Raw genomic sequence first — 22,256 nt, forward strand, 5'->3', positions numbered from 1 at the left:
GTTGTTATTGAGTTTCAAAAATATAAAAAAATTAAAACCACACAACATTTTAAAGTTTTTCTTTTATAAAGACATTGTAAAAGTTATACGGAAGTGTTTTCGCTAAGTTGCTTTAAGTATAGCTCTTTATAGTAACCATCAGTATCTATGAGTTGGTTATGTGTTCCTTTTTGTACAATCTTTCCATTATCTAAAACAATAATTTGATCTGCATTTTTAGCCGATGATATTCTGTGACTCACTATAATACTTGTTTTTCCGGTACTTACTTTTTTAAGGTTATTTAAAATCTTTTCTTCGGTTTCTGTATCAACCGCAGACAAACAATCATCGAACAGCAGAATTTTTGGATTTTTAATAATCGCTCGCGCAATAGATACACGTTGTTTTTGGCCACCAGATAAGGTAATGCCTCTTTCTCCAAGAATGGTGTTATAACCATTAGTAAATTTGCTAATGTTTTTATGCACCTGTGCATTTTTAGCAGCATTAATTACTTCATCATCTGTAGCATTTTCTTTACCAAATTTTATATTATTATTTATGGTGTCGCTAAACAAAAAGGCATCTTGCGGTACATAGCCAATAGCATCTCTTAAATTGGTAAGATTGAGTTGGTCTATTGGTTTGTTATCTATTAGTAAGGCGCCTTTATCGATGTCGTACAATCTCCCTATTAAATCTAAAATTGTAGATTTTCCCGAACCGGTTTTTCCAATTATGGCCAATGTTTCGCCGGAGTTTACCTTAAAACTTACACCTTGTAAGGCTTTAATATTGGTATCGTCATATGTAAAATGAACCTCTTTAAATTCAATATTACCAATAATTTGAGAAGGATCAGTATTGTTATTTTTTATCTCAGGTTCAATTTTTAAGAACTCATTAATTCGTTTTTGGGAAGCTTCAGCACGCTGTATAATGGAAGTAACCCAACCAACAGTTGCTACTGGCCAAGTAAGCATGTTTACGTAAATTATAAATTCGATGATGTTTCCAAGAGAAATTTCACCATTTATATATTGCATGCCGCCAACGTAAATAACAATTATGTTACTAATTCCTATAAGTAATAACATCATAGGAAAGAAAAAGGCTTGAACACGCACTAAACTTAGTTGCTTTTCTTTACTGTTAAAGGCAAGGGTGTTAAAATCGGCTTGCGTTTGTGGCTCGATACCATAGGCTTTTATTACAGAAATACCACTAAAAGCTTCTTGTGTAAATGTAGACAGTTTAGATAAATATTCTTGTACAACAGTACTTCGTTTATGTATTTCTTTACTTATTTTATAAATTAAAATCGATAAAATAGGTAGAGGAATTATGGTATAAAGTGTAAGCAAAGGTGCTTGTTTAAACATAAATATTAAAGCCACGATAAATAGCGTAATGGTATTAATACTATACATTATTGCAGGACCAGCATACATTCTTACCTGTCCAACATCTTCACTAATACGGTTCATTAAATCTCCAGTTCTATTTTTTTTATAGAAATTTAAAGAGAGTTTTTGGTACTGTTGGTAAATTTCGTTTTTTAAATCGAACTCTATATAACGCGATACGTTTATAATGTATTGGCGCATAAAGAAGGTTAAAACACCTGCAATAATTGAGGTTCCTACGATTAATAAAATATTATTTAATAATTCGGTTTTAAAATCTGTAATAGGGTTCTCAGGATTTTGTAATTGATTATTCACAACATCTATAATAGAGCCAATAAGCTTAGGAACGAAAACTTTAAATATAATTGAAATGATAGTAATTAATATACCTATTAATAACTGAGTTTTATATTTAAAGAAGTATTTATTAAGGTGCTGTAATTCTCTCATTTACAGTTTTTGTTTTTTATAGTTTTTAACAATTCTTCAATTATGCATCGTTATTTTTGTTATCATATTAATATTAGATTATTTTTGCACGTTCTTTTTACAGAATATGTAAAATTAGTCTAACATAATTATAAGGATTTTCAATGACTTCAGAAATTATAAACGCAAACGAATTACATAAAATCGATCCGGTTTTTGGTCAATTATCATTCGATAATCACGAACAAATTGTTTTTTGCAACGACAAAGATACAGGATTAAAAGCAATAATTGGTATCCATAACACAGTATTAGGACCTGCTTTGGGAGGCACCAGAATGTGGCAGTATAATAACGAATGGGAAGCATTAAACGATGTTTTACGTCTGTCTCGAGGCATGACCTTTAAATCTGCAATTACGGGCTTAAATCTTGGTGGTGGGAAAGCAGTTATTATAGGTGATGCAAAAACGCAAAAAACACCCGAGCTTATGAGGCGTTTTGGTGAGTTTGTACACTCTTTAAGTGGTAAATACATAACTGCCGAAGATGTAGGGATGGAAACCAGCGATATGGATTTGGTACGTGAGGTTACACCTTATGTTACAGGTATTTCTGAAGAAAAAGGTGGTGCCGGAAATCCTTCGCCAATTACAGCATATGGTGTATTTATGGGGATGAAAGCTGCTGCAAAATACAAATTTGGATCAGATATTTTAGAAGATAGAACAATCATTGTTCAAGGTATAGGTCATGTTGGAGAAGCCTTGGTAGAACATCTAACAAACGAAGGTGCTAAGGTTATTATTTCAGATATAAGCGAAGGACGCCTTAACGAAATAAGCATTAAATACGGTGCACAAATTTATAAAGGAAACGACATTTATTCCGAAGCTGTAGATATTTACGCACCTTGTGCTTTAGGTGCCACTATTAATGATGATACCATTAATAAAATTCAGGCAAAAGTAATTGCAGGAGCTGCTAATAACCAATTAGCCAACGAGAAAATTCACGGACAAATGCTTCAGGATAAAGGCATTGTTTATGCACCAGATTTTTTAATTAATGCAGGAGGCATAATTAATGTGTATGCAGAATTAGAGAATTATGGCAAAACTGAAATCATGCGTAAAACCGAAAATATTTATAATACTACCTTAGAGATATTAAATAATGCCGAAGCCAATAACATTACAACACATCAGGCTGCATTAAATATTGCGCAACGCAGAATTGATGACAGAAAAAAAGAAAATTCCAATAGCTAAGTTATTCATAAAATATACTATTTTTGCAGAGCGAAAGTGACTACCACTTTCGCTCTAATTTTTTTAAGTTCTTTGTAAAGATGCTAAATAGAAGACACATTAGAATTAAAGTTATGCAAGTGCTTTATGCCTTTAATGGTACAGAAAGTGATGACTTTTCTAAAGATCAAAAATTCTTATTGTACAGTATAGATAACATGTATAATTTGTACTTGCTATTAATTTCGTTAATGATTGAAGTGCAAAAACGTGCCGAAACACATTTAGAAAAAAGCAGTAAAAAGCATCTTGCTACTAAAGAAGAAAAAAATCCTAACCGTAAATTTGTTAATAACGAACTACTGCTATTGCTTAGAGATAATGAGCAATTACAAGCTAAATTCGAAGCGCATAATATTAACGATTGGGAGCTAGATTCAGAATATGTAGATATTATCTTTAAAGCTATTTTGGCGAGTGATATTTATAAAGAATATCTTGAGACTAAAACTTCAGACTTTAATGCAGATCGTAATTTTGTTATAGATATTTTTAAAGAAATAATTGCGCCTAACGATCAACTTTACGATTATTTAGAAGACAAGCATTTAACTTGGTTAGACGATTTAGCTCCTGTAAATACAGCCATAGTAAAATTATTGCGTAAAGCAAAAAAAGACGCCAATGCGTTTCACTTTTTGCCAAAACTATATAAAGATATTGAAGATAAAGAGTTTGCTATAAATTTATTTAGAAAAACGCTTCTAAATCAAAATAAGTTAACCGAAGAAATTTCCAAAAAAACCACCAATTGGGATAGCGATCGTATTGCAAGTATAGACCTTATGCTATTAAAAATGGGGATTTGCGAGATTCAAAATTTCCCATCAATACCAACAAAAGTGACTATAAACGAGTATATAGATATCTCTAAAGAGTACTCCACACCAAAGAGCAGTGTCTTTATTAACGGGATATTAGATAAGCTTGTAAAAGAATATCAAACCGATGGAAAATTAAATAAAGTTGGTCGTGGTTTGATGTAGTTGAAAAAAAATGTTATTTTTGCACCGAAATTACCCAAAATATTTAAAAAATTTATTTATGAAAAAATTAGTAGTATTATTTAGTGCATTATGCATGATAGCATTATCATCTTGTAAAGAAGATGCAACGAGCAAAGTAGATGACACAAAGGTAGCAGCAGCTGCAGAAAGAGATGAAGCAGCATCAAAATTCCCAGTATTAGAATTTGATAAAACGGCTCACGATTTTGGCGAAATCATTAATGGTACTCCAGTAGAAACAGTATTTAAATACAAAAATACAGGAGAAGCACCATTAGTAATTACAGATGTTAAAAGTACTTGTGGATGTACCATTCCTAAAGATTGGTCAAGAGAGCCATTAGCACCTGGAGCAGAAGGGCAGTTTACTGTTAAATTTAATGGAAAAGGAAGCAACAAAACTTCGAAAGCGATTACGGTAACAGCTAACACAGAAAAGGGTAGAGAAGTAGTGCAAATTACTGCATTTGTTAAGCCAGATCCTAATGCGCCAGCAACAGCAACACCTTTATCTCCAGTAATTAAGTAATGGGAGATATTTCAAGTTTCTTGCCAATTTTAGCAATGTTTGCTGTCGTGTATTTCTTTATGATTGCACCACAGATGAAACGTGCTAAAAACGAAAAAAAGTTTGCTTCAGAATTAAAACGAGGCGATAAAATAGTTACCAAAAGCGGTATGCATGGTAAAATTGTAGAACTAAATGATAAAGATAATAGTTGCGTAATAGAGACTATGTCTGGAAAATTAAAGTTCGATCGTGCTGCAATTTCTATGGAAAGCAGTAAGGCATTAAATGCACCAGCTAAAAAGTAATTTTTTAAAATATAGATTAAAAAAGCTCCAAAAGAAATTTTGGAGCTTTTCTTTTTTATAAATGGTAAGGCTTATTTTTGCATTAGTTTTAATATCTTGCTGTTAATCTTACCAAATTTAATACTTATGATTACTCTAAAAGCACTTGCCGAAAAATTAGATGTTTCCATTTCTACAGTTTCTAAAGCTTTAAATGGTAGTAGTGAAATTGGAGAAAAAACAATTGCTCGTGTTAAGGAAGCTGCCGAGTTATATAACTACAAGCCCAATCGTGTAGCTTTAAGTTTAAAAAACAGTAAGACTAAAACTATAGGCGTTATTATTCCTAATATTCTTAATCATTTTTTTGCTAAAGTACTTTGTGGTATTGAGCGCGAATCTGCAAAACAGGGCTACAATATTATTACATGCTTATCTAACGAATTATACGATAAGGAAGCGAATAGTTTACAATTATTAGAAAATGGTAGTGTAGACGGCTTTATCATGTCTATTGCAGAGGAAACACAAAAAACTAATAAAACAGAGCATCTTAAAAGTATTTTAGATCAAAACATTCCAGTACTAATGTTCGATCGTGTTTTAGACACGATTAAATGCGATAAGGTTATTATTAACGATTTTCAGGCCGCTTACAATGCTACAAACCATTTAATAAAAGAAGGCAGAAAAAACATTGTATTGATTAATAATATCGATGAATTAAGTGTTGGTAAATTAAGAGCAAAAGGTTGTTTTAAGGCTATTGAAGATGCTACGCACAAAACAAGTACGTTAACAGAAATTAAAGTTGAAAAGATTGCAGATTTAGAAGCTGAAATAGAAAAACTATTTAATAACAATAAAGATATTGATGGTATAATAGCTATAGATAATATCTCTGGTGTTGTTGCTTTAAACGAAGCAAAAAAACAAGGCTATAATATACCTAAAGAAATATCCATTATTGGCTTTAGCGACGATAACGTATTGCCATTTACAAACCCTAAACTCTCTACAGTAACGCAACACAGCGATGCCATTGGTGAAGCTTCGGTTAGATTAATGGTTAAGCGCTTAGAATCTAAAGAGCCAATAGAAGCACATACTAAAACAATAGATTTTAGTTTAAATTTAAGAGGGACAACTTTATGGGTTTAATTTTTAAATTGAATGAAGACTAAGGCATTTAACAATTTTTATACTTATCGTGTAACCCAACTCCTTTTAAAATCATAGGTTTTATTTTTTCAAGTCTTGAGTGCTTTGTAGCATCTCTTTTCGCTTCAGTAATATAATTGCAATATTCTCTCTGGCAAGATGGCGTAAGCGATTTAAAAGCATCTTTAAATACGGTGTTCGTTTTTAATTCTTCAGCTATTAAATCTGGAATAACAACGTCTTTTTTTGTAGCGCGAACAGGTTTTATTTCTTTACCTAATTTCTGGTTTTCTATAGCCTCTTTTATATAAGAGCGCACCACAGGTTTATTTATGTCTTCAAGCGTTTCAAAACGCATTTGCCTAAGCGCTTTGGTTTTTCCTTCCTGAGCATTAACTAATAATTTATGCTCGTCTTTTAAAAAGACACCATTAAAAAACCATAAGCAGAAGTGTTTTTTAAAGGCACCCAAACCTATAACGTTTTTGCCATTATACGCATAAACTGGAGCAGACCATTTTATACTTTCTTCTAAATTTGTAGACAATAATAATTCCCGAAGTGTTACCAATGCTTCATTAAAATGAGTATTATTTTCTATGTATTCTTCGACTGAGTGTACTTTTTTCATAACATTTCCTGCGAAAGCAGGAATCTAATTTATTGCGTTCGTAAAATCTTATCCATTTTTCTGCCTCTAGCAAGTTCGTCTATTAATTTATCTAAATAACGCGCTTGTTTTGTTAAAGGTGTTTCAATATCTTCAATTCTATAACCACAAATTACGCCTTTTATAAGGTCTGCATTTGGGTTTAATGTTGCTGCTTCAAAAAAGGTTTTAAAGGTGGCTTTGCTGTCTATAAATTCTTGAATTTTATCATCATCAAAACCTGTAAGCCATTCTATTACTTGATGTAACTCTGCAATGGTGCGTCCTTTTTTTTCGACTTTAGTAACGTAATGCGGATACACAGAAAAGAACTTCATTTCTGCAATTCTTTTATCGTGTTCTGGTGTCGTAGTCATAACTTTTGGTTTGTACTCAAAAATAATTAAATTTTTTTAATGTTTGTAATGATACTTCTAACCGTGCTTCTTCCAATAGCTTTTGCCATAACTACAGAATATTTCTTCGCCTGCTTTAATTTTTTTGGTTGCCATTAAACAAACATTTTCATCATCATCTAAAGTTATTTTTGCATTGTTTTTAAATGAAGAGCCCAAAGCATCGTTAGCATATTTGGCAAAGCCATTGGTATGCATACTATCTAAAATAGTACCATCTAACAAAACTATAAAATACCTGTCTAACTCTTGCTGTATTCTTTTTTCGGCTTCGGTAGCGTTTATTATTTCTCCAGTAAAAATTGAGATAATTTCATTTCTATAAATAGTTATGGCAGTATAAAGTCCATTACCAGCTTCCTTTATTTGTGAAGGTTTTATATACAAGTACTCCGATTCTTGAGCTTCAATAGTATTGGTTTGCGTTTCGTTTGATTTAATTTTTGAAATTTTCAAGATTTGGGAAGGTTGGTTTAACGATTTCGGCTATGAGTAGTTGCGTGGGTTAGCACTTAACTTTGCTAGTACACACCAAACTAAAAATCCGAGAGGATTTTCAGAAGTAGGCGAGAACAAGCAATTACTTATAGCCATTGTTGCCAGCTGTATTTTATTTTCGTTCAATTTTTACTAATCCTTGTCTTGTTGCTAAATATAAATTCCCACTCTCATCAAATGTCATAGTCGAAATATAAGATGTGGGAATATCTGAATTTTCATTATGATAATTTTCCCAACCATCATTTAAGTCGTATCTCACTAATCCTGCTCTGTCAGTCGAAATCCATAGAACTTTTTCATTTTTGTCGTATAACACGCAGTTAGTATGATTAAAAGGCATTCCAGAATTATCAGTTGTAAATTGTTTGAAATTACCATCTATATCTCGTATTGCTATTCCCTCATTGTTATTGACTTGCTTCTTGTTTTTTCTGTCAAATTCGTAAAGTGTAAAGTATAGGTTTCCGTTTTCGTCTTCGTCCATCGAAGTGATGCATTTTCCTTTTAAAACTGTGGATAATTTCTCGAAATTTGTTACTTGATTATTTTCATCAATCATTGCCGTTCCATCATAAGTTCCAATCCAAATTCTATTTTTAGAATCTCTTTTGGCAAATGAAACTCTATCTCCAGGTAAGCCTTTATATAAGTTTTTATCAATTTTTGACCAGTTACCATCTTTAAGAATACTTATTCCATTTTTTGTGCAGAAAAATAACTCGCCTGTTTTTTGGTTGTTGACAATATTATATGCAGAATTAATTCCAATTTGTGTTGAGTCATATTTTACCCATTTCTCATTATCATAACTATATATGTTGTTTTTAGCATAAATCCATTTTACATTATTGTTATCCGTTGCTAATTCATAATAGCCGAAGTATTTACCTTTATCAGAAATATTTTGTTCGGCATTTTTAAATTCGCTTCCATCGAAAGTTACCAAACCTTGGCTCACAGTAAGCCATATTAAGCCATTTTTATCAATGGAAATATGGTCATTCCAATTATTAGGTAAATTTGAGTTTTTTGAATTCCAAACAGTTATTTCATAATTGCTTAAGTTTTCGTTTTCGTAAACATAATTTTCATTATAGATTTCTGGGCTATTTGGCTTGTCAAATGATTTCTCAAAAGCCTTTTTATCAACTCTTTCAATTTGTCCTATAATTTTGTTGTTATCTACTTTGAAAACAATATTGATTGAAGATTTTTCTTCTATTTTACCGTTTGTTATTGCAGGTGTCCAGTTTTTGAATCGATTCAGCTCTTTAATTAATTTCTGTGTTATGAAGTTTTTTGATTTGTCTGTATGACTCAAAACACAAGCACGTCCTTTTGAATTAACAAGAACTTGAAACATAACAGCACCTTTAATTCCATTCAATTTTAATTCATCGTTCAATTTTTCTTGAAGTTTTAAAAACTCCTTTCCTTGATAGCCAGCTTGGGTATCTCCACAGTCCAGACAAAATTTATCAGTTTCACAGTTGTCTAATTTTACAGGGAAAAGATTTTGGGCGTTTAATGAGAATGTAATTCCCATAAGCAATATAAAAAAAGGTAATTTCATTAAGTCAATTTTTCTATGCGTTTGTTCATATTGCTGGCAATGTTCTCTGATAAAAAATCGTTTTAATACTGTAACAATTTCAGCACATGTGTTTTTTATCAATCGTTAAACGAAGTTAGCCATTTTTTTTCGCAAAGTCAAAATCCATTAAATACAAAAAACACCCAAAACCAAAGCGTTGTAAGTGTTTTAATACATTCGAGTAAGCACTGCAAACTGCAACTGCAAACTGCTTACTTCTCTAAAGCTGTCAATTCAGCAATTTTGCAAATCACTTCAGTAGCTTTTATCATACTTTCTACTGGCACGTATTCGTAACGGCCGTGGAAATTATGTCCGCCAGCAAAAATATTAGGGCAAGGCAAGCCCATATAACTTAGTTGCGAGCCATCGGTGCCACCACGAATCGCTTTAATAAGTGGTTTAATGCCTAATTGTTTCATAGCTTCTTCGGCAATATCTACAATATGCATTACAGGTTCTACCTTTTCTTTCATATTAAAGTATTGATCCTTTATTTCAATTTCAATAACTTCTCTTCCGTATTGTGCATTAATCTCGTTAGTGATTTTTTGCATCACTTCTTTTCGTGCTTCAAAATGCTCGCGGTCGTGATCTCTAATAATGTATTGTAAAACGGTGTCTTCAACTTCACCGTTAATAGAGTATAGGTGAAAAAAACCTTCGTAACCTTCGGTGTGTTCTGGTGTTTCCATACGTGGTAACGAGTTTATAAACTCGGTTGCAATGTACATAGAGTTTACCATTTTACCTTTGGCATAACCTGGATGTACAATTTTTCCTTTCACGCGGACTTTGGCGCCTGCAGCATTAAAGTTTTCGTATTCTAACTCACCAATCTGGCTGCCATCCATAGTGTAAGCCCAATCGGCACCAAATTTTTCGACATCAAATTTATGTGCGCCACGACCAATTTCTTCGTCTGGTGTAAAACCGACTTTTATTGTGCCGTGTTTTATTTGCGGATTGGCAATTAAATATTCCATCGCCGAAACAATTTCTGTAATACCAGCTTTATCGTCTGCTCCTAAAAGTGTAGTACCATCTGTTGTAATTAACGTCTGACCTTTGTATAGTAATAAATCTTCAAAATAATCTGGCGAGAGTACAATATCTTCTGCTTCATTAAGTACAATATCTTTACCATCGTAGCTCTCAATAATTTGAGGGTTTACGTTGGCTCCTGTAAAATCTGGCGTAGTATCAAAATGCGAAATGAACCCAATAGTTGGCACATCGTGTTCCACATTACTTGGCAAAGTTGCCATAATGTATGCATTCTCATCTATTGTAACGTCACTCATACCAATGGCTTTAAGTTCATCGACTAAGGCATTGGCTAAATCCCATTGTTTGGCTGTACTTGGTGTGGTGTCGCTTTCTGGATCGCTTTCAGTATCTACGGTAACGTAACTTACAAAGCGTTTTATTATATCTTCTTTTGAAATCATAGTCATTTCCTGCGCAGGCAGAAATCTTTTAAATGGTTAGCAATTAATTTGAAGTTGTAAAAATACGATATACGACGTATAATAGAAATTGAATTAAAGGAAATTCTTTAAATCTCTTTTATTGTGAAGTATCCTAACAATTCTAATATGATTTTTAAAAATGCGATAGAAAATAATATGCTCCTGTTCAGGAAAACTGTAAAGTCCATTTTTTAATTCATTCCTCGTTTTTCCAATATCTGGATTTATAGCGAGTTTTTCTATAGAAATTTCTAATTGATGAATGTAGATTTCTGCTTGATTTAAACCGAATTCTTTAAAGGAATATTTAAAAATGTTCTTTAAATCCTGTTTAGCAATTACTGAGATTTTATAGTTACCCATTAAATTCCCATTTCTTTCTTTTGTTCGGATAGAATTTCACTAACTGTTTGATTAGTTGTTGGACTGGACCATCCTTTTTCAATTTCAGCTCTTAAATCAACGACCACTTTATGTCTGTAAATTTCATGCAACCTTAGAGCATCACGAACCAATTCGCTCGCGTTCTGAAAATCGCCCGAAGCAATTTCTTTAGCTATATATGCTTCCTGTTTTTTTGTTAAGCTTACATTCATATCATAAAAATTAAAGGTTTTAATAAAATTACACAAAATATCCATATTTAGCAAATATAGATATAATGTAAATTTGAATTCTTTTTAATTTCAGCGTATTTTTGCCCAAACATTACCACATGTACAAATCACTACTTCGCCCTTTATTTTTTGCTTTCGATCCGGAAAAGATTCATCATTTTACATTTTCTCTGGTAAAATTTACATGCAAAATTCCTGGAATGGCATCATTTTACAGAAGTTTGTATGTGGTTGAAGATGCTAAACTGGAACGTAAACTCTTCGGTTTAACATTTAAAAATCCGGTAGGTTTGGCAGCTGGTTTCGATAAAAACGCAGTGTTGTATAACGAACTGGCAAATTTTGGTTTCGGTTTTATAGAAATAGGAACCGTAACACCAAAAGGTCAAGTTGGGAATCCTAAAAAACGTTTATTCAGATTAAAGGATGATAAAGGTATTATAAACCGCATGGGTTTTAATAATGAAGGACTTCAGGCAACGATATCTCAGTTAAAAAAGAATAAAGGCAAGCTAATAATTGGCGGAAACATTGGTAAAAACACACAAACAAAACCTGAAGATTATACCAGAGATTATTTAGAATGTTTTAATGCCTTGCATCCTTACGTCGATTATTTTGTATTGAATGTAAGTTGTCCAAATGTGGGCAGTCATGCAAAACTAAACGACAAAGACTATCTTTTAGAATTAATAGGAGCCGTACAAAACGCAAATAAAACCTTTGAAAAACAGCGACCAATTTTACTTAAAATAGCACCAGATTTAAATGAAGGTCAGCTGGATGAAATTGTAGAACTTATTGCCGAAACCAATTTAGATGGTGTAATTGCAAGTAATACCTCTACCGATAGAACAGGTTTAAAAGCTTCTAAGGAGCGTTTAGCCGAAATAGGCAATGGCGGTTTAAGCGGACAACCAATTAAAGAGAAATCTACCGAAGTGATTAGGTACCTATCTAAAAAGAGTAAGCAAGCGTTTCCAATTATTGGCGTTGGTGGTATTCATTCTGCCAAAGATGCTTTAGAAAAAATAGAAGCTGGAGCAGATTTAATACAAATATACACAGGCTTTATCTACGAAGGCCCTGCGTTAGTTAAGAAAATTAATAAGGCTTTATTGTAAAACCAATTTCTGAGTTTTAGAATTACCGCTTTCATCATTCAGCTTAACCAAATACACGCCTTTATTTAAGTTTGATAAATCCATTTCAAAACGGTTATTAGTAGCCGAAACGGTTATATCTTTTACTTTACTACCCAAGATATTATAAAGTTGAATAGATTTTATTTTCGATACTGAAGCTCCCAAAACACTTACTTTTCCTTTTGAAGGATTTGGAAACAATTTAAATTTGTCTAACGTCTCAAATTCTGTAGTGCTTAACGTAGAAGATTTAAAGGTAACCACTAATTCACCAACTTTATTTCCGTTAAAAGGAGCACTGTTAATCATTGAAATAGGCATTTGTGGATTTGTTGGCGCATTTGCAGAATTATAGTTACTCCCACTATCTGTGCCAGCATCGTAAACAAAAACATCTACTGTAAAAGACTGTTTCCAATCTGTATTTGTATCGTTTCTTAAGTCTAAACTATTTACTGCAATAAACCAATCTGGACTTGGTGCTATCATAGAAACTAACGTCAATAAATGATGTTCTTCGGTTACTTCAATATTAGTAATTGTAGCACTTCCATTTTCTGCATTATTTGGAGAAAAGGAACTGTTAAACCATTCTTTAGTGTTAGAGGAAGCCTGAACTTCATTCATTAATGCGCTATTGCTACCTATTTCAGCCATATTTTTAATACCTGTTGAAGCAATTTGTCCTAATTGAAAATACTCATTTTCATTTTTGTGAGTTGCACCAACTAAATTTGAATAATGATCGTTTGCAGGAATAGAGGTATGCTCGGCAGCATTCCAAGTACTATTAAAAGTAACATCGTAAATAGCCGTGCTTTGAGCATAAATGCCTAAGCTAACTAAGAGAACAGTAATTAAATGAAAGTAATTAAGTAGGGTAAAGTTCTTCATCATCAGATTATTTTATAGGTTTATATAGTAGTCGCTATTTATATATAAAACTTACAGATATAATGCCAAACTGCAATAAAGTATTATTTTTAACTAAAAAATAATACACTTGAATTACGAAACGCTATTTGCATTTATTATTGCAACATCAGCCTTAGCCATTTCTCCTGGACCAGATAATATTTATGTATTGATGCAGAGTATTGTAAATGGTACAAAATATGGACTGGCAACGGTATGCGGATTAATTTCTGGGTGTCTGTTTCATACCACGTTAGTAGCCTTTGGAGTTTCTGCCATTATAAAAGAGAATGATATGCTCTTTTTTATAATTAAATGTTTAGGTGCTGCATATCTTTTGTATTTGGCTTATAAAGTGTATAAAAGTGATTCTACAGTAGAGTTAAGTAACGACTCGGTTCCTAAAAAATCACTATGGCAACTATTTAAGCAAGGTGTAATAATGAACGTGCTTAACCCAAAAGTTTCCATATTTTTCTTAGCTTTTTTTCCTGGTTTCTTGTTTTCTGAAACACTAAGTACTGTAAAACAATTTTACGTTTTGGGTTTGTTATTTATGGCTACTTCCTTAGTTATATTTTCTGGAATTGCTATTCTTGCAGGCTCGATTTCCACCTATTTAAAGTCTAATAAAAAAATAGGTGTTGTTTTAAAATGGCTACAAATTGTGGTGTTTGTTGGGATAGCAATTTTTATTTTCTTTTCAGAGAAATAGTTTAAATTGTAGTATGGTTACATTTAAATCCAAGTTTGCTGTCGTTATTTTCTTAACTTTTATCGTATTCACCATAGTAGGAACTTTGTCACATGAAATGGGACATGTTTTTGTGGCAGAAGCACTTGGTTATGATACCACATTAAGTTATGGTTCGATGGATTATAATGGTAAAGGTTATTATAATGATGATGAAGTAGATGAAATGTTTCAAATTGCAGAAAAAAATCATGAAGCATTTAATAATAATCAATCATTTAAAGAAGAACAGCGCTTTTTAGAATTAAAGAGAATTTTAGAAGACAGATACCCACAAAACGAGAAAAACGACTTATGGATTGCCATTGGTGGTTCTTTACAAACTATTTTAACAAGTATCTTTGGATTGTTTATTATTTTTCATCGAAAAACAAAAGAACGATTACGTTTAAATTTATTCGATTGGTTAGGTATTTTTTTAGGACTCTTCATTTTAAGAGAGATTTTTAATTTTATGAAAGCATTACTACTTAATTTTTTGATAGAGAAAGATTTTTTTTATGGTGATGAGTTTGATATTTCAAGATATATAGGTTTAGACCAATGGATTGTACCAATAATTACCGCTATAATTGGAATTACAATAACCGCATATATTATTTTTAAAATTGTTCCAAAACATTATAGATTTTCATTTATAATTTCAGGTTTTATTGGAGGTTTGGTTGGCTATGTTTTTTGGTTTGAATTTATAGGACCTATACTAATACCATAATCAATCCATAAAAAGTTATGTAAATGCATAACTTTTTTATCTTTGAGCATTATATGAAAAACCACGTAAAAGTAATAGAATGTCCAAGAGATGCCATGCAAGGCATTAAAACCTTTATTCCTACGGAAAAGAAGGTACAATACATTCAATCTTTATTACGTGTTGGTTTCGATACAATCGATTTTGGAAGCTTTGTATCGCCTAAAGCAATTCCGCAAATGGTAGATACTCGCGACGTTTTAGCGCAATTAGATTTAAGTAAAACCACAAGTAAATTATTAGCCATTATAGCCAATACACGTGGCGCCGACGATGCTTGCAAACATCCTGAAATAGATTATTTAGGCTATCCTTTTTCCATTTCAGAAAACTTCCAGATGCGTAATACGCATAAAACCATTGCGCAATCTATAGTAACCTTGCAAGAGATTTTAAATAAAGCAGATGCTGTAAATAAAGAAGTAGTGGTTTATATTTCTATGGGTTTCGGGAATCCTTATGGTGATCCTTGGAATGTGGATATAGTAGGAGAGTGGACTGAGCGTTTGAGCAAAATGGGCGTAAAAATTCTCTCGTTGAGCGATACGGTTGGCACTTCTAACCCAGAAAATATAGAGTATTTGTTTTCTAATTTAATTCCGCAATACAAAAATATTGAATTTGGTGCGCACTTGCACACCACACCAAGCACATGGTTCGAAAAGGTAGATGCTGCTTACAATGCTGGTTGCCGCAGATTCGATGGTGCTATTCAAGGTTTTGGCGGTTGCCCAATGGCAAAAGATGAATTAACTGGTAACATGCCAACAGAAAAAGTACTCTCGTACTTAACTACAAAAAAAGCTCATAATTTAAATGCCATGTCGTTTGAGAGCAGCTATAACGAGGCAACTAAAATCTTCACAAAATACCATTAGCTTTTACTAAAAATCTTGTTTTTGGTTAAATTTAAAAAATTAACATATTCTAACTTTCAGTTTTTCAAAGAGTTATATGTTGTGAATTATTTTTATTTAAATTAATTCTAAATAAACTTGTATAAACTACTTTTCAGTTTTATTTTTGCTCAAAATTTACAACACTATTTGTAATTAGTCTAAATAACAATAAACAACAAAATCAACCCAAAAAATGAAAAGATTAACATTAGGATTAGCAGTAATAGCTACAGTAGCTTTAACATCTTGCTCTAACGACGATGACAATACAGTTACCCAACAACAGCAAATACCAACGCCTGTAACCTATAGTTTTGAAAGAAACGGTGAATCTACTGTCGATTTTAACGGACAAACAACAAGAATAGCTATGGCAGGAGAATTAGTTTCTGCTTTAAAAATTGAAACAAATACAGAAGCTCAATTAGATGCCATGTTCGCTCACGTAGAAGGTGATAATGATTTTTCTGATGCAAATTTAAACGCTTCAGATAAAAGCATTCGTTCTAAAGTGGCAGCCTCAAAAGATTATTTTTCTGCAAATACAACATTATCAAATAGTATTAAAGCCGATTTTGATATTTGGATTTCAGAACAGGTGACCAATGTATTTCCAAATTGGAATACTATTGCAACAGCTGGAAATGCTGGACAATTACAGCAAGCTGGTGGTGGAGCTGTTCGTTATATAAACGCTAAAGGTTTTGAGCTAAATCAATTAGTTGCCAAAGGATTAATTGGTAGTTTAATGATGGATCAAATTTTAAATAATTATTTAAGTACTTCGGTTTTAGATGAAGGTTCAAATGTTGAAAACAACAATAACGGTATTGTTGAGGAAGGAAAATCGTATACAACCATGGAGCATAAATGGGATGAGGCCTTTGGTTACCTTTATGGTGCAGAAGCAGATCCTTCAATACCAGTTTTAGGTGCAGATTCTTTTTTAAACGAATACATAGACCGTTTAGAGTCTGATGAGGATTTCGCAGGAATTGCTCAAACCGTTTTTGATGCTTTTAAATTAGGTCGTGCTGCGATTACAGCAAAAGATTACGATTTAAGAGATGCTCAGGCAGAAATTATAAAGGAAAACATCTCGAAAATACCAGCAGTAAGAGCGGTGTATTACCTACAAGCTGGAAAAGCTAAAATACAAGAAGGAGATATGGCAAGTGCGTTCCACCAATTATCTGAAGGATTAGGGTTTGCTTACAGCCTGCAATTTACAAGACAGCCTAATACTAATATGCCGTATTTTACAAATGCAGAAGTTATGGCTTACGTAGCAGAGTTGTCTCAAGGTAACGGGTTCTGGGATGTTAGTACCGAAACGTTGGATAATATCTCGGCAGAAATTGCTGCACGTTTTAACTTTACGGTTGAAGCCGCATACTAGTAATAACTGAATTAGTCTTAAAAGCAGAGGCTTTATTTGTTGTAATGCCTCTGCTTACATACCTTTGCAAACTGAAAATTTAAAACGAATAATTATGATAAAAAAAATCTTTGGAGTATTAGCAATTGTTTTTGTTGTATTCGCTTGTTCAAAGTCTGATGATTCTAACTCTGGAAATGGTGATACCAACGACACCTTCGATAGAGTAGCCATGCTGACAAACATTGCAGATAATCTAATTATTCCAGCCTATCAGGATTTAGATGCAGATTTAAATACATTAGTCGCTTCTAAAGATGCGTTTATAGCAAATGTAAATCAGGCAAATTTAGAAGCATTAAGAACCGATTGGTTTAATGCTTATAAAACTTATCAGGCTGTACAGATGTTTCAAATTGGAAAAGCTGAAGAAATTTTATTTGAGGAACAAATGAATATCTACCCAACTAATACAGTAGATATCGAAAATAATATTCAATCTGGTAATTACGATTTGGGTAATGTTAACAATAATGATGCTGTTGGTTTTCCAGCTGTAGATTATATGCTATATGGTGTTGCAAATAGCGATGCTGAAATCATTCAAATTTACTCAAATATTAACTACATAAATTATCTTTCAGATTTAATTGATAGAATGCAATTACTTAATAATATGGTATTAGCAGACTGGACGTCGACTTATAGAAACAGTTTCGTTGTTAATACAGCGAATGTAGAGTCTGGAGCCGTGAATAAGTTGCTAAATGCCTATGTTTTTTATTACGAAAAACGTTTAAGAGCAGACAAAGTAGGGATTCCGGCAGGAGTGTTTTCAAGCACGCCATTGCCTTCAAAAGTAGAAGCCTTATATAAGGACGATAACTCTAAAGAATTATTGTTAAATGCTTTAGATGCTGTTCAAGATGTTTTTAACGGCAAAGCTTATAGTAGTAGTGCGGAAGGAGAAAGTTATAAAACGTATTTAATAGCTTTAAATAGAAATGATTTAGCTGAAGTTATAAATAACCGTTTTGATGCAGCAAGAACTAAAATTGAAGCACTAAACGCAAATTTAAAAATTCAAATAGAAACAGACAATACAAAAATGACTGAAGCTTACGATGCTATACAACTAGCTGTAGTATCACTAAAATCTGATATGATTTCAGTTTTAAATATATCTCTTACATTTGAAGATAATGATGGCGATTAATGAAATAATAAAACAATAACTAAGGTTGTCCTTTTAAAAAAGACAACCTTTTTTTTGTACAATGAACAACACGCTCAAAACATATTTAAATCAAACAACACCTGCAGCACCACTGGCAGTATTTCGCATTGGTTTTGGGTTGATGATGTTGTATGGTATGATTCGTTATTGGGCAAAAGGATGGATTGAATCCGTTTACATCGCACCACAATTTCATTTTAAATATTACGGATTTGAATGGGTTAAAACACCTGGCGATTACACTTATTTATTGTTTGCTATTTGTGGCTTAGCTGCTTTTTTCGTAGCTATTGGTTTTAAATACCGATTAGCGATTATTACATTCTTTTTAAGTTTTACCTATATAGAACTTATGGAGAAAACCACCTATTTAAACCATTATTACTTTATAAGCATTCTAAGTTTTTTAATGATTTTTCTACCAGCACATAAATACTTTTCTGTAGATGCTTACCGTAATAACTTGCAGTATAAAAACATTCCAAAATGGACAATAGATAGTATAAAATTACTATTAGCTATTGTTTACGTGTATGCAGGTTTAGCCAAAATTAATAGCGATTGGTTGCTTAAAGCACAGCCATTAAAAACTTGGTTACCTTCTAAATACGATTTGCCATTTATTGGCGAAAGTATCATGCATCAAAATTGGTTTCATTACGCGATGAGTTGGTCTGGCATGTTTTACGATTTGCTCATTCCGTTTTTTCTGCTATACCGAAAAACCCGAGTTGTGGCGTTTATCTTCGTTGTGATTTTTCATGTATTTACCAGAGTATTGTTTCCAATTGGCATGTTTCCGTATGTTATGATTGTGAGTGCGCTTATCTTTTTCGATGCAGGATTTCATAATAAAATCATTAATGTATGTCGCAAATTACTCCGAGGCTTTTCCGAGAAAGCGATAGAAACCAAAGAAGTGCTTCAGCTTAAAAACCGAAAAATAATAGTGCCAATAATAGCAACGTTTTTTGTGTTACAACTTTTAATTCCTTTTAGATATCTTTTATATCCTGGCGAATTATTCTGGACCGAAGAAGGCTATCGTTTTTCATGGCGCGTGATGCTTATGGAGAAAATGGGAAACACAACCTTTAAAATTGCAGATGCTAAAACCGATGCTTTTTTCTATGTAAATAACAGTGATTTTTTAACTCCTTTACAAGAAAAACAAATGAGTTTTCAGCCAGATTTTATATTAGAATATGCACATTATCTTGGCGATCATTTTAAAAGTCAAGGCCATAAAAATGTAGAAGTTTACGCTAAAAGTTACGTGGCATTAAATGGTAGATTAAGCGCGCCATATGTAGACGAATCCGTAAATTTGTACGCCGAAAAAGAATCATTTAAACCCAAAACTTGGATTTTACCATTTGCTGATGATATTAAAGGATTATAAATTATTTATGTTATGTTTTTTGTGTACCGTTTTTGCAACGGCACAAAACAAAATTTCAGGAACAATTACCGAAGCAACTTCAGGTAAAATACTTGCAAATGTTGAGGTTTACGATAAAGACGCAGGACTGTTAGCTAAGTCTAATGCTTCTGGTTTTTACGAGTTTGAAACCGAAAAACAAACCATTACGATTGCTTTTTTTTCATACGAATATAATGTTGTTGAACAAACGATAACAGCTACCGAAAACACAATAATTGATGTTAAATTATCGCCTTTAGCAGAAACCTTATCCGAAGTTGAGTTAACCTCAAGAAAAGCAAAAGTATTTGCCTTAAAACGCTTAAAAGATGTTGAAGAAACAGCCATTTACGCAGGTAAAAAAACCGAAGTTGTTTTGGTGGAGCAGTCCATGGCAAATTTAGCATCTAACAACGCAAGACAATTATACAGCCAGGTTTCAGGTTTAAATATTTACCAGAATGACGATGCAGGTTTACAACTTAATATTGGTGGTCGTGGTCTCGATCCTAACCGTACGGCAAGTTTTAACACGAGGCAAAATGGCTACGATATAAGCGCAGATGTTTTAGGCTATCCAGAAAGTTACTATACACCAGCAGCCGAAGGTTTAAGTGAAGTACAAATTATTCGTGGTGCAGCATCTTTGCAATACGGAACACAATTTGGCGGTTTGGTGAATTTTAAAATGAAAGCTCCCAATCCAAATAAACCATTAGAATTAATTACAAGAAATACTATTGGTAGTAACGGATTGTACACCAACTTTACGAGTGTAGGTGGTACCAAAGACAAGTTGAGTTATTACACGTTTTTCAACTATAAAAAAGGCGATGGTTTTAGACCAAATTCAAATTTTGAATCTAAAAATGCATACGCTCACATAGGTTATCAATTTAATGAACAAACAAAACTAACTGGAGAAGTAACCTATTTACGCTATTTAGCAAAGCAAGCAGGTGGATTAAATGATGATCAGTTTGAAGAGAATCCGTACCAAAGTAATCGTGCGCGAAACTGGTTTCAGGTAGATTGGTTATTATATAATTTAAAATTGTCGCATCAATTTTCAGAAAACACAAACTTTACATTTAATGCGTTTGGATTAGATGCCAACAGAAAAGCGTTAGGTTTTAGAAACAGACGTACAGATATCGAAGATCCTGGTGGCGCAAGAGATTTAATAGATAGTGAATTTAATAACTACGGTTTCGAAACACGTTTGCTAACCAAGTATAATATATTGAATAAAAAAGCAACGTTTTTAATTGGTGGAAAATTTTACAAAGCAGAAAATGGCTATTCGCAAGGACCTGGAAGTGCTGGTAGTGATCCTAATTTTGATTCTGCTCAAGAGGAGTTTCCTTTTTATCCAACACAATCGGAATACGATAATCCAAACCTAAATTTAGCCGCTTTTAGTGAAAATATCTTTTATTTAAACGAAAAGCTATCAATCACACCAGGCTTACGATTCGAATATATTAAAACAGCAAGTATAGGAACGAGGCAGACGTTTAATTTTGATGGTGCAGGAAATCCTATTGATGCAGGTTCAGAATCTCAAGACATTGAGAATGAGCGTTCGTTTGTGCTTTTAGGTTTGGGAACGAGTTATAAAGCTTCGAAATCATTGGAATTTTATGGTAATATTTCTCAAAATTACCGTTCGGTGACTTTTGGAGATATTAATATTGTAAATCCGTCGAATGCTGTAGATCCAGATTTAAAAGATGAATCTGGTTTTACCACAGATATTGGTGTAAGAGGAAATATTAATCAGTTTATATCTTATGATGCTAACGTTTTTGGGCTATTTTACAATGATAGAATAGGGTTAATTGATGCAACCATTCCGCCAATTAATAACGTTGGAAAATTAAGAGTAAATGTTGGTGATGCCAGAATTTTGGGTGTAGAATCGCTAATAGATTTCAATCTTCAAAAGATTTTTAATTTAAATAATTCCTTTAGAGCTAATTATTTTATCAATTCTTCTTTTGTAACTTCAGAATACACTTCTACAAATTTCGACAATACGAGTAGTGATGTAAGAGTTGGTAATAAAGTAGAGTTTATTCCAGATGTAAACCTAAAAACAGGTTTGCTGTTTGGGTATAAAAATTTCTTATCGAATATTCAATACACTTATTTGTCAGAACAATTTACAGATGCAGGCAATGATCCTGGAGGCGATAACTTAAACAGTATTGTTGGAATTATACCAAGTTACGATGTTTTAGACGTTTCATTTTCATATACATACAAACGCTTCAAATTGGAAGCTGGAATTAATAACCTTTTAGACAACGCGTACTTTACAAGACGTGCCACAGGTTATCCAGGGCCAGGAATTATTCCTTCAGCAAATCGAAATTTTTATACCACATTACAAGTTAAATTTTAAAC

At 32.6% G+C, this 22,256-nt stretch carries 22 protein-coding genes; 13 read left to right on the forward strand and 9 right to left on the reverse strand.

Going from position 1 to position 22,256, the window contains the following annotated elements:
* Nucleotides 1-83 precede the first annotated feature (83 nt).
* The gene (locus ACVC43_RS09545) at nt 84-1,841 is read right to left on the reverse strand and encodes an ABC transporter ATP-binding protein (RefSeq protein ID WP_452224285.1); all 1,758 of its coding nucleotides are present in this window, start codon (nt 1,839-1,841) and stop codon (nt 84-86) included.
* Nucleotides 1,842-1,984: 143 nt separating this feature from the next.
* Between ACVC43_RS09545 and ACVC43_RS09550 the strand changes: the two genes are divergently transcribed.
* From ACVC43_RS09550 to ACVC43_RS09570, 5 genes are all read left to right on the forward strand, one after another.
* Nucleotides 1,985-3,091 (forward strand): Glu/Leu/Phe/Val family dehydrogenase, encoded by a 1,107-nt coding sequence (locus ACVC43_RS09550; protein WP_452224286.1) that lies wholly within the window; start codon nt 1,985-1,987, stop codon nt 3,089-3,091.
* An 80-nt stretch (nt 3,092-3,171) separates the two neighbouring features.
* On the forward strand, nt 3,172-4,116 hold the full coding sequence (nusB, locus tag ACVC43_RS09555) for a transcription antitermination factor NusB (RefSeq protein ID WP_452224287.1): 945 nt from the start codon (nt 3,172-3,174) through the stop codon (nt 4,114-4,116).
* Nucleotides 4,117-4,174: 58 nt separating this feature from the next.
* Nucleotides 4,175-4,666 (forward strand): DUF1573 domain-containing protein, encoded by a 492-nt coding sequence (locus tag ACVC43_RS09560; RefSeq protein ID WP_452224288.1) that lies wholly within the window; start codon nt 4,175-4,177, stop codon nt 4,664-4,666.
* A complete protein-coding gene (gene yajC / locus ACVC43_RS09565) occupies nt 4,666-4,953 on the forward strand; it encodes a preprotein translocase subunit YajC (protein ID WP_452224289.1) in 288 nt (95 codons plus the stop codon). Before ACVC43_RS09560 ends, yajC begins: the two co-directional genes overlap by 1 nt.
* A gap of 126 nt (nt 4,954-5,079) precedes the next feature.
* Nucleotides 5,080-6,093, forward strand: coding sequence for a LacI family DNA-binding transcriptional regulator (locus ACVC43_RS09570; RefSeq protein ID WP_452224290.1), 1,014 nt, complete (start codon nt 5,080-5,082; stop codon nt 6,091-6,093).
* A gap of 28 nt (nt 6,094-6,121) precedes the next feature.
* Here ACVC43_RS09570 and ACVC43_RS09575 read toward each other — a convergent pair whose 3' ends face one another.
* The 7 genes from ACVC43_RS09575 to ACVC43_RS09605 form a co-directional block, all read right to left on the reverse strand.
* On the reverse strand, nt 6,122-6,724 hold the full coding sequence (locus tag ACVC43_RS09575) for a YdeI/OmpD-associated family protein (RefSeq protein ID WP_452224291.1): 603 nt from the start codon (nt 6,722-6,724) through the stop codon (nt 6,122-6,124).
* A gap of 29 nt (nt 6,725-6,753) precedes the next feature.
* A complete protein-coding gene (locus ACVC43_RS09580; RefSeq protein WP_452224292.1) occupies nt 6,754-7,119 on the reverse strand; it encodes a DUF2200 domain-containing protein in 366 nt (121 codons plus the stop codon).
* Between the two features lie 57 nt (nt 7,120-7,176).
* Complete coding sequence (locus ACVC43_RS09585) at nt 7,177-7,614, reverse strand: SET domain-containing protein-lysine N-methyltransferase (protein WP_452224293.1); 438 nt, start codon at nt 7,612-7,614, stop codon at nt 7,177-7,179.
* Between the two features lie 154 nt (nt 7,615-7,768).
* Entirely contained in the window at nt 7,769-9,232 is a 1,464-nt protein-coding gene (locus ACVC43_RS09590) for a ligand-binding sensor domain-containing protein (protein WP_452224294.1), read from the reverse strand.
* A gap of 233 nt (nt 9,233-9,465) precedes the next feature.
* A complete protein-coding gene (pepT, locus tag ACVC43_RS09595) occupies nt 9,466-10,704 on the reverse strand; it encodes a peptidase T (protein WP_452224295.1) in 1,239 nt (412 codons plus the stop codon).
* Nucleotides 10,705-10,797: 93 nt separating this feature from the next.
* Nucleotides 10,798-11,088, reverse strand: coding sequence for a type II toxin-antitoxin system RelE/ParE family toxin (locus ACVC43_RS09600; protein ID WP_452224296.1), 291 nt, complete (start codon nt 11,086-11,088; stop codon nt 10,798-10,800).
* Complete coding sequence (locus tag ACVC43_RS09605; protein ID WP_452224297.1) at nt 11,088-11,321, reverse strand: type II toxin-antitoxin system ParD family antitoxin; 234 nt, start codon at nt 11,319-11,321, stop codon at nt 11,088-11,090. Before ACVC43_RS09605 ends, ACVC43_RS09600 begins: the two co-directional genes overlap by 1 nt.
* Nucleotides 11,322-11,440: 119 nt before the next feature.
* Between ACVC43_RS09605 and ACVC43_RS09610 the strand changes: the two genes are divergently transcribed.
* Complete coding sequence (locus ACVC43_RS09610) at nt 11,441-12,466, forward strand: quinone-dependent dihydroorotate dehydrogenase (protein WP_452224298.1); 1,026 nt, start codon at nt 11,441-11,443, stop codon at nt 12,464-12,466.
* Here the strand turns inward: ACVC43_RS09610 and ACVC43_RS09615 are convergent.
* Nucleotides 12,458-13,384 carry a T9SS type A sorting domain-containing protein gene (locus tag ACVC43_RS09615; RefSeq protein WP_452224299.1) on the reverse strand — a complete coding sequence of 309 codons (927 nt, stop codon included), beginning with the start codon at nt 13,382-13,384 and terminating at the stop codon, nt 12,458-12,460. The two genes, ACVC43_RS09610 and ACVC43_RS09615, sit on opposite strands and share 9 nt — an antisense overlap.
* A 106-nt stretch (nt 13,385-13,490) precedes the next feature.
* Between ACVC43_RS09615 and ACVC43_RS09620 the strand changes: the two genes are divergently transcribed.
* The 7 genes from ACVC43_RS09620 to ACVC43_RS09650 all read left to right on the forward strand — a co-directional run bounded on the left by ACVC43_RS09620 (nt 13,491) and on the right by ACVC43_RS09650 (nt 22,254).
* Nucleotides 13,491-14,117, forward strand: a complete 627-nt coding sequence (locus tag ACVC43_RS09620) for a LysE family translocator (RefSeq protein WP_452224300.1) — start codon at nt 13,491-13,493, stop codon at nt 14,115-14,117.
* Nucleotides 14,118-14,130: 13 nt separating this feature from the next.
* Nucleotides 14,131-14,871, forward strand: coding sequence for a hypothetical protein (locus ACVC43_RS09625; protein ID WP_452224301.1), 741 nt, complete (start codon nt 14,131-14,133; stop codon nt 14,869-14,871).
* Between the two features lie 53 nt (nt 14,872-14,924).
* A complete protein-coding gene (locus ACVC43_RS09630; RefSeq protein WP_452224350.1) occupies nt 14,925-15,788 on the forward strand; it encodes a hydroxymethylglutaryl-CoA lyase in 864 nt (287 codons plus the stop codon).
* 214 nt (nt 15,789-16,002) lie between these two features.
* On the forward strand, nt 16,003-17,208 hold the full coding sequence (locus ACVC43_RS09635) for a DUF4856 domain-containing protein (RefSeq protein ID WP_452224302.1): 1,206 nt from the start codon (nt 16,003-16,005) through the stop codon (nt 17,206-17,208).
* 94 nt (nt 17,209-17,302) lie between these two features.
* Nucleotides 17,303-18,403 carry an imelysin family protein gene (locus ACVC43_RS09640; protein WP_452224303.1) on the forward strand — a complete coding sequence of 367 codons (1,101 nt, stop codon included), beginning with the start codon at nt 17,303-17,305 and terminating at the stop codon, nt 18,401-18,403.
* 61 nt (nt 18,404-18,464) lie between these two features.
* The gene (locus tag ACVC43_RS09645; RefSeq protein ID WP_452224304.1) at nt 18,465-19,826 is read left to right on the forward strand and encodes an HTTM domain-containing protein; all 1,362 of its coding nucleotides are present in this window, start codon (nt 18,465-18,467) and stop codon (nt 19,824-19,826) included.
* Nucleotides 19,807-22,254: a TonB-dependent receptor domain-containing protein gene (locus tag ACVC43_RS09650; protein WP_452224305.1), complete on the forward strand. Its 2,448-nt coding sequence runs from the start codon at nt 19,807-19,809 to the stop codon at nt 22,252-22,254. The genes ACVC43_RS09645 and ACVC43_RS09650 overlap by 20 nt, the downstream gene beginning before the upstream one ends.
* Nucleotides 22,255-22,256 lie beyond the last annotated feature (2 nt).

The sequence above is a fragment of the Lacinutrix chionoecetis genome (genome assembly GCF_053604665.1).

Excerpts from the sequence above, each read along its gene's own strand:
- ACVC43_RS09605 (WP_452224297.1), bottom strand. The coding sequence starts at position 11,321 with ATGAATGTAAGCTTAACAAAAAAACAGGAAGCATATATAGCTAAAGAA.
- ACVC43_RS09570 (WP_452224290.1), top strand. The coding sequence starts at position 5,080 with ATGATTACTCTAAAAGCACTTGCCGAAAAATTAGATGTTTCCATTTCT.
- ACVC43_RS09575 (WP_452224291.1), bottom strand. The coding sequence starts at position 6,724 with ATGAAAAAAGTACACTCAGTCGAAGAATACATAGAAAATAATACTCAT.
- ACVC43_RS09625 (WP_452224301.1), top strand. The coding sequence starts at position 14,131 with ATGGTTACATTTAAATCCAAGTTTGCTGTCGTTATTTTCTTAACTTTT.
- ACVC43_RS09615 (WP_452224299.1), bottom strand. The coding sequence starts at position 13,384 with ATGATGAAGAACTTTACCCTACTTAATTACTTTCATTTAATTACTGTT.
- yajC (WP_452224289.1), top strand. The coding sequence starts at position 4,666 with ATGGGAGATATTTCAAGTTTCTTGCCAATTTTAGCAATGTTTGCTGTC.
- nusB (WP_452224287.1), top strand. The coding sequence starts at position 3,172 with ATGCTAAATAGAAGACACATTAGAATTAAAGTTATGCAAGTGCTTTAT.
- pepT (WP_452224295.1), bottom strand. The coding sequence starts at position 10,704 with ATGATTTCAAAAGAAGATATAATAAAACGCTTTGTAAGTTACGTTACC.
- ACVC43_RS09645 (WP_452224304.1), top strand. The coding sequence starts at position 18,465 with ATGAACAACACGCTCAAAACATATTTAAATCAAACAACACCTGCAGCA.
- ACVC43_RS09550 (WP_452224286.1), top strand. The coding sequence starts at position 1,985 with ATGACTTCAGAAATTATAAACGCAAACGAATTACATAAAATCGATCCG.
- ACVC43_RS09640 (WP_452224303.1), top strand. The coding sequence starts at position 17,303 with ATGATAAAAAAAATCTTTGGAGTATTAGCAATTGTTTTTGTTGTATTC.
- ACVC43_RS09610 (WP_452224298.1), top strand. The coding sequence starts at position 11,441 with ATGTACAAATCACTACTTCGCCCTTTATTTTTTGCTTTCGATCCGGAA.
- ACVC43_RS09560 (WP_452224288.1), top strand. The coding sequence starts at position 4,175 with ATGAAAAAATTAGTAGTATTATTTAGTGCATTATGCATGATAGCATTA.
- ACVC43_RS09650 (WP_452224305.1), top strand. The coding sequence starts at position 19,807 with ATGATATTAAAGGATTATAAATTATTTATGTTATGTTTTTTGTGTACC.
- ACVC43_RS09590 (WP_452224294.1), bottom strand. The coding sequence starts at position 9,232 with ATGAAATTACCTTTTTTTATATTGCTTATGGGAATTACATTCTCATTA.
- ACVC43_RS09580 (WP_452224292.1), bottom strand. The coding sequence starts at position 7,119 with ATGACTACGACACCAGAACACGATAAAAGAATTGCAGAAATGAAGTTC.
- ACVC43_RS09635 (WP_452224302.1), top strand. The coding sequence starts at position 16,003 with ATGAAAAGATTAACATTAGGATTAGCAGTAATAGCTACAGTAGCTTTA.
- ACVC43_RS09630 (WP_452224350.1), top strand. The coding sequence starts at position 14,925 with ATGAAAAACCACGTAAAAGTAATAGAATGTCCAAGAGATGCCATGCAA.
- ACVC43_RS09600 (WP_452224296.1), bottom strand. The coding sequence starts at position 11,088 with ATGGGTAACTATAAAATCTCAGTAATTGCTAAACAGGATTTAAAGAAC.
- ACVC43_RS09545 (WP_452224285.1), bottom strand. The coding sequence starts at position 1,841 with ATGAGAGAATTACAGCACCTTAATAAATACTTCTTTAAATATAAAACT.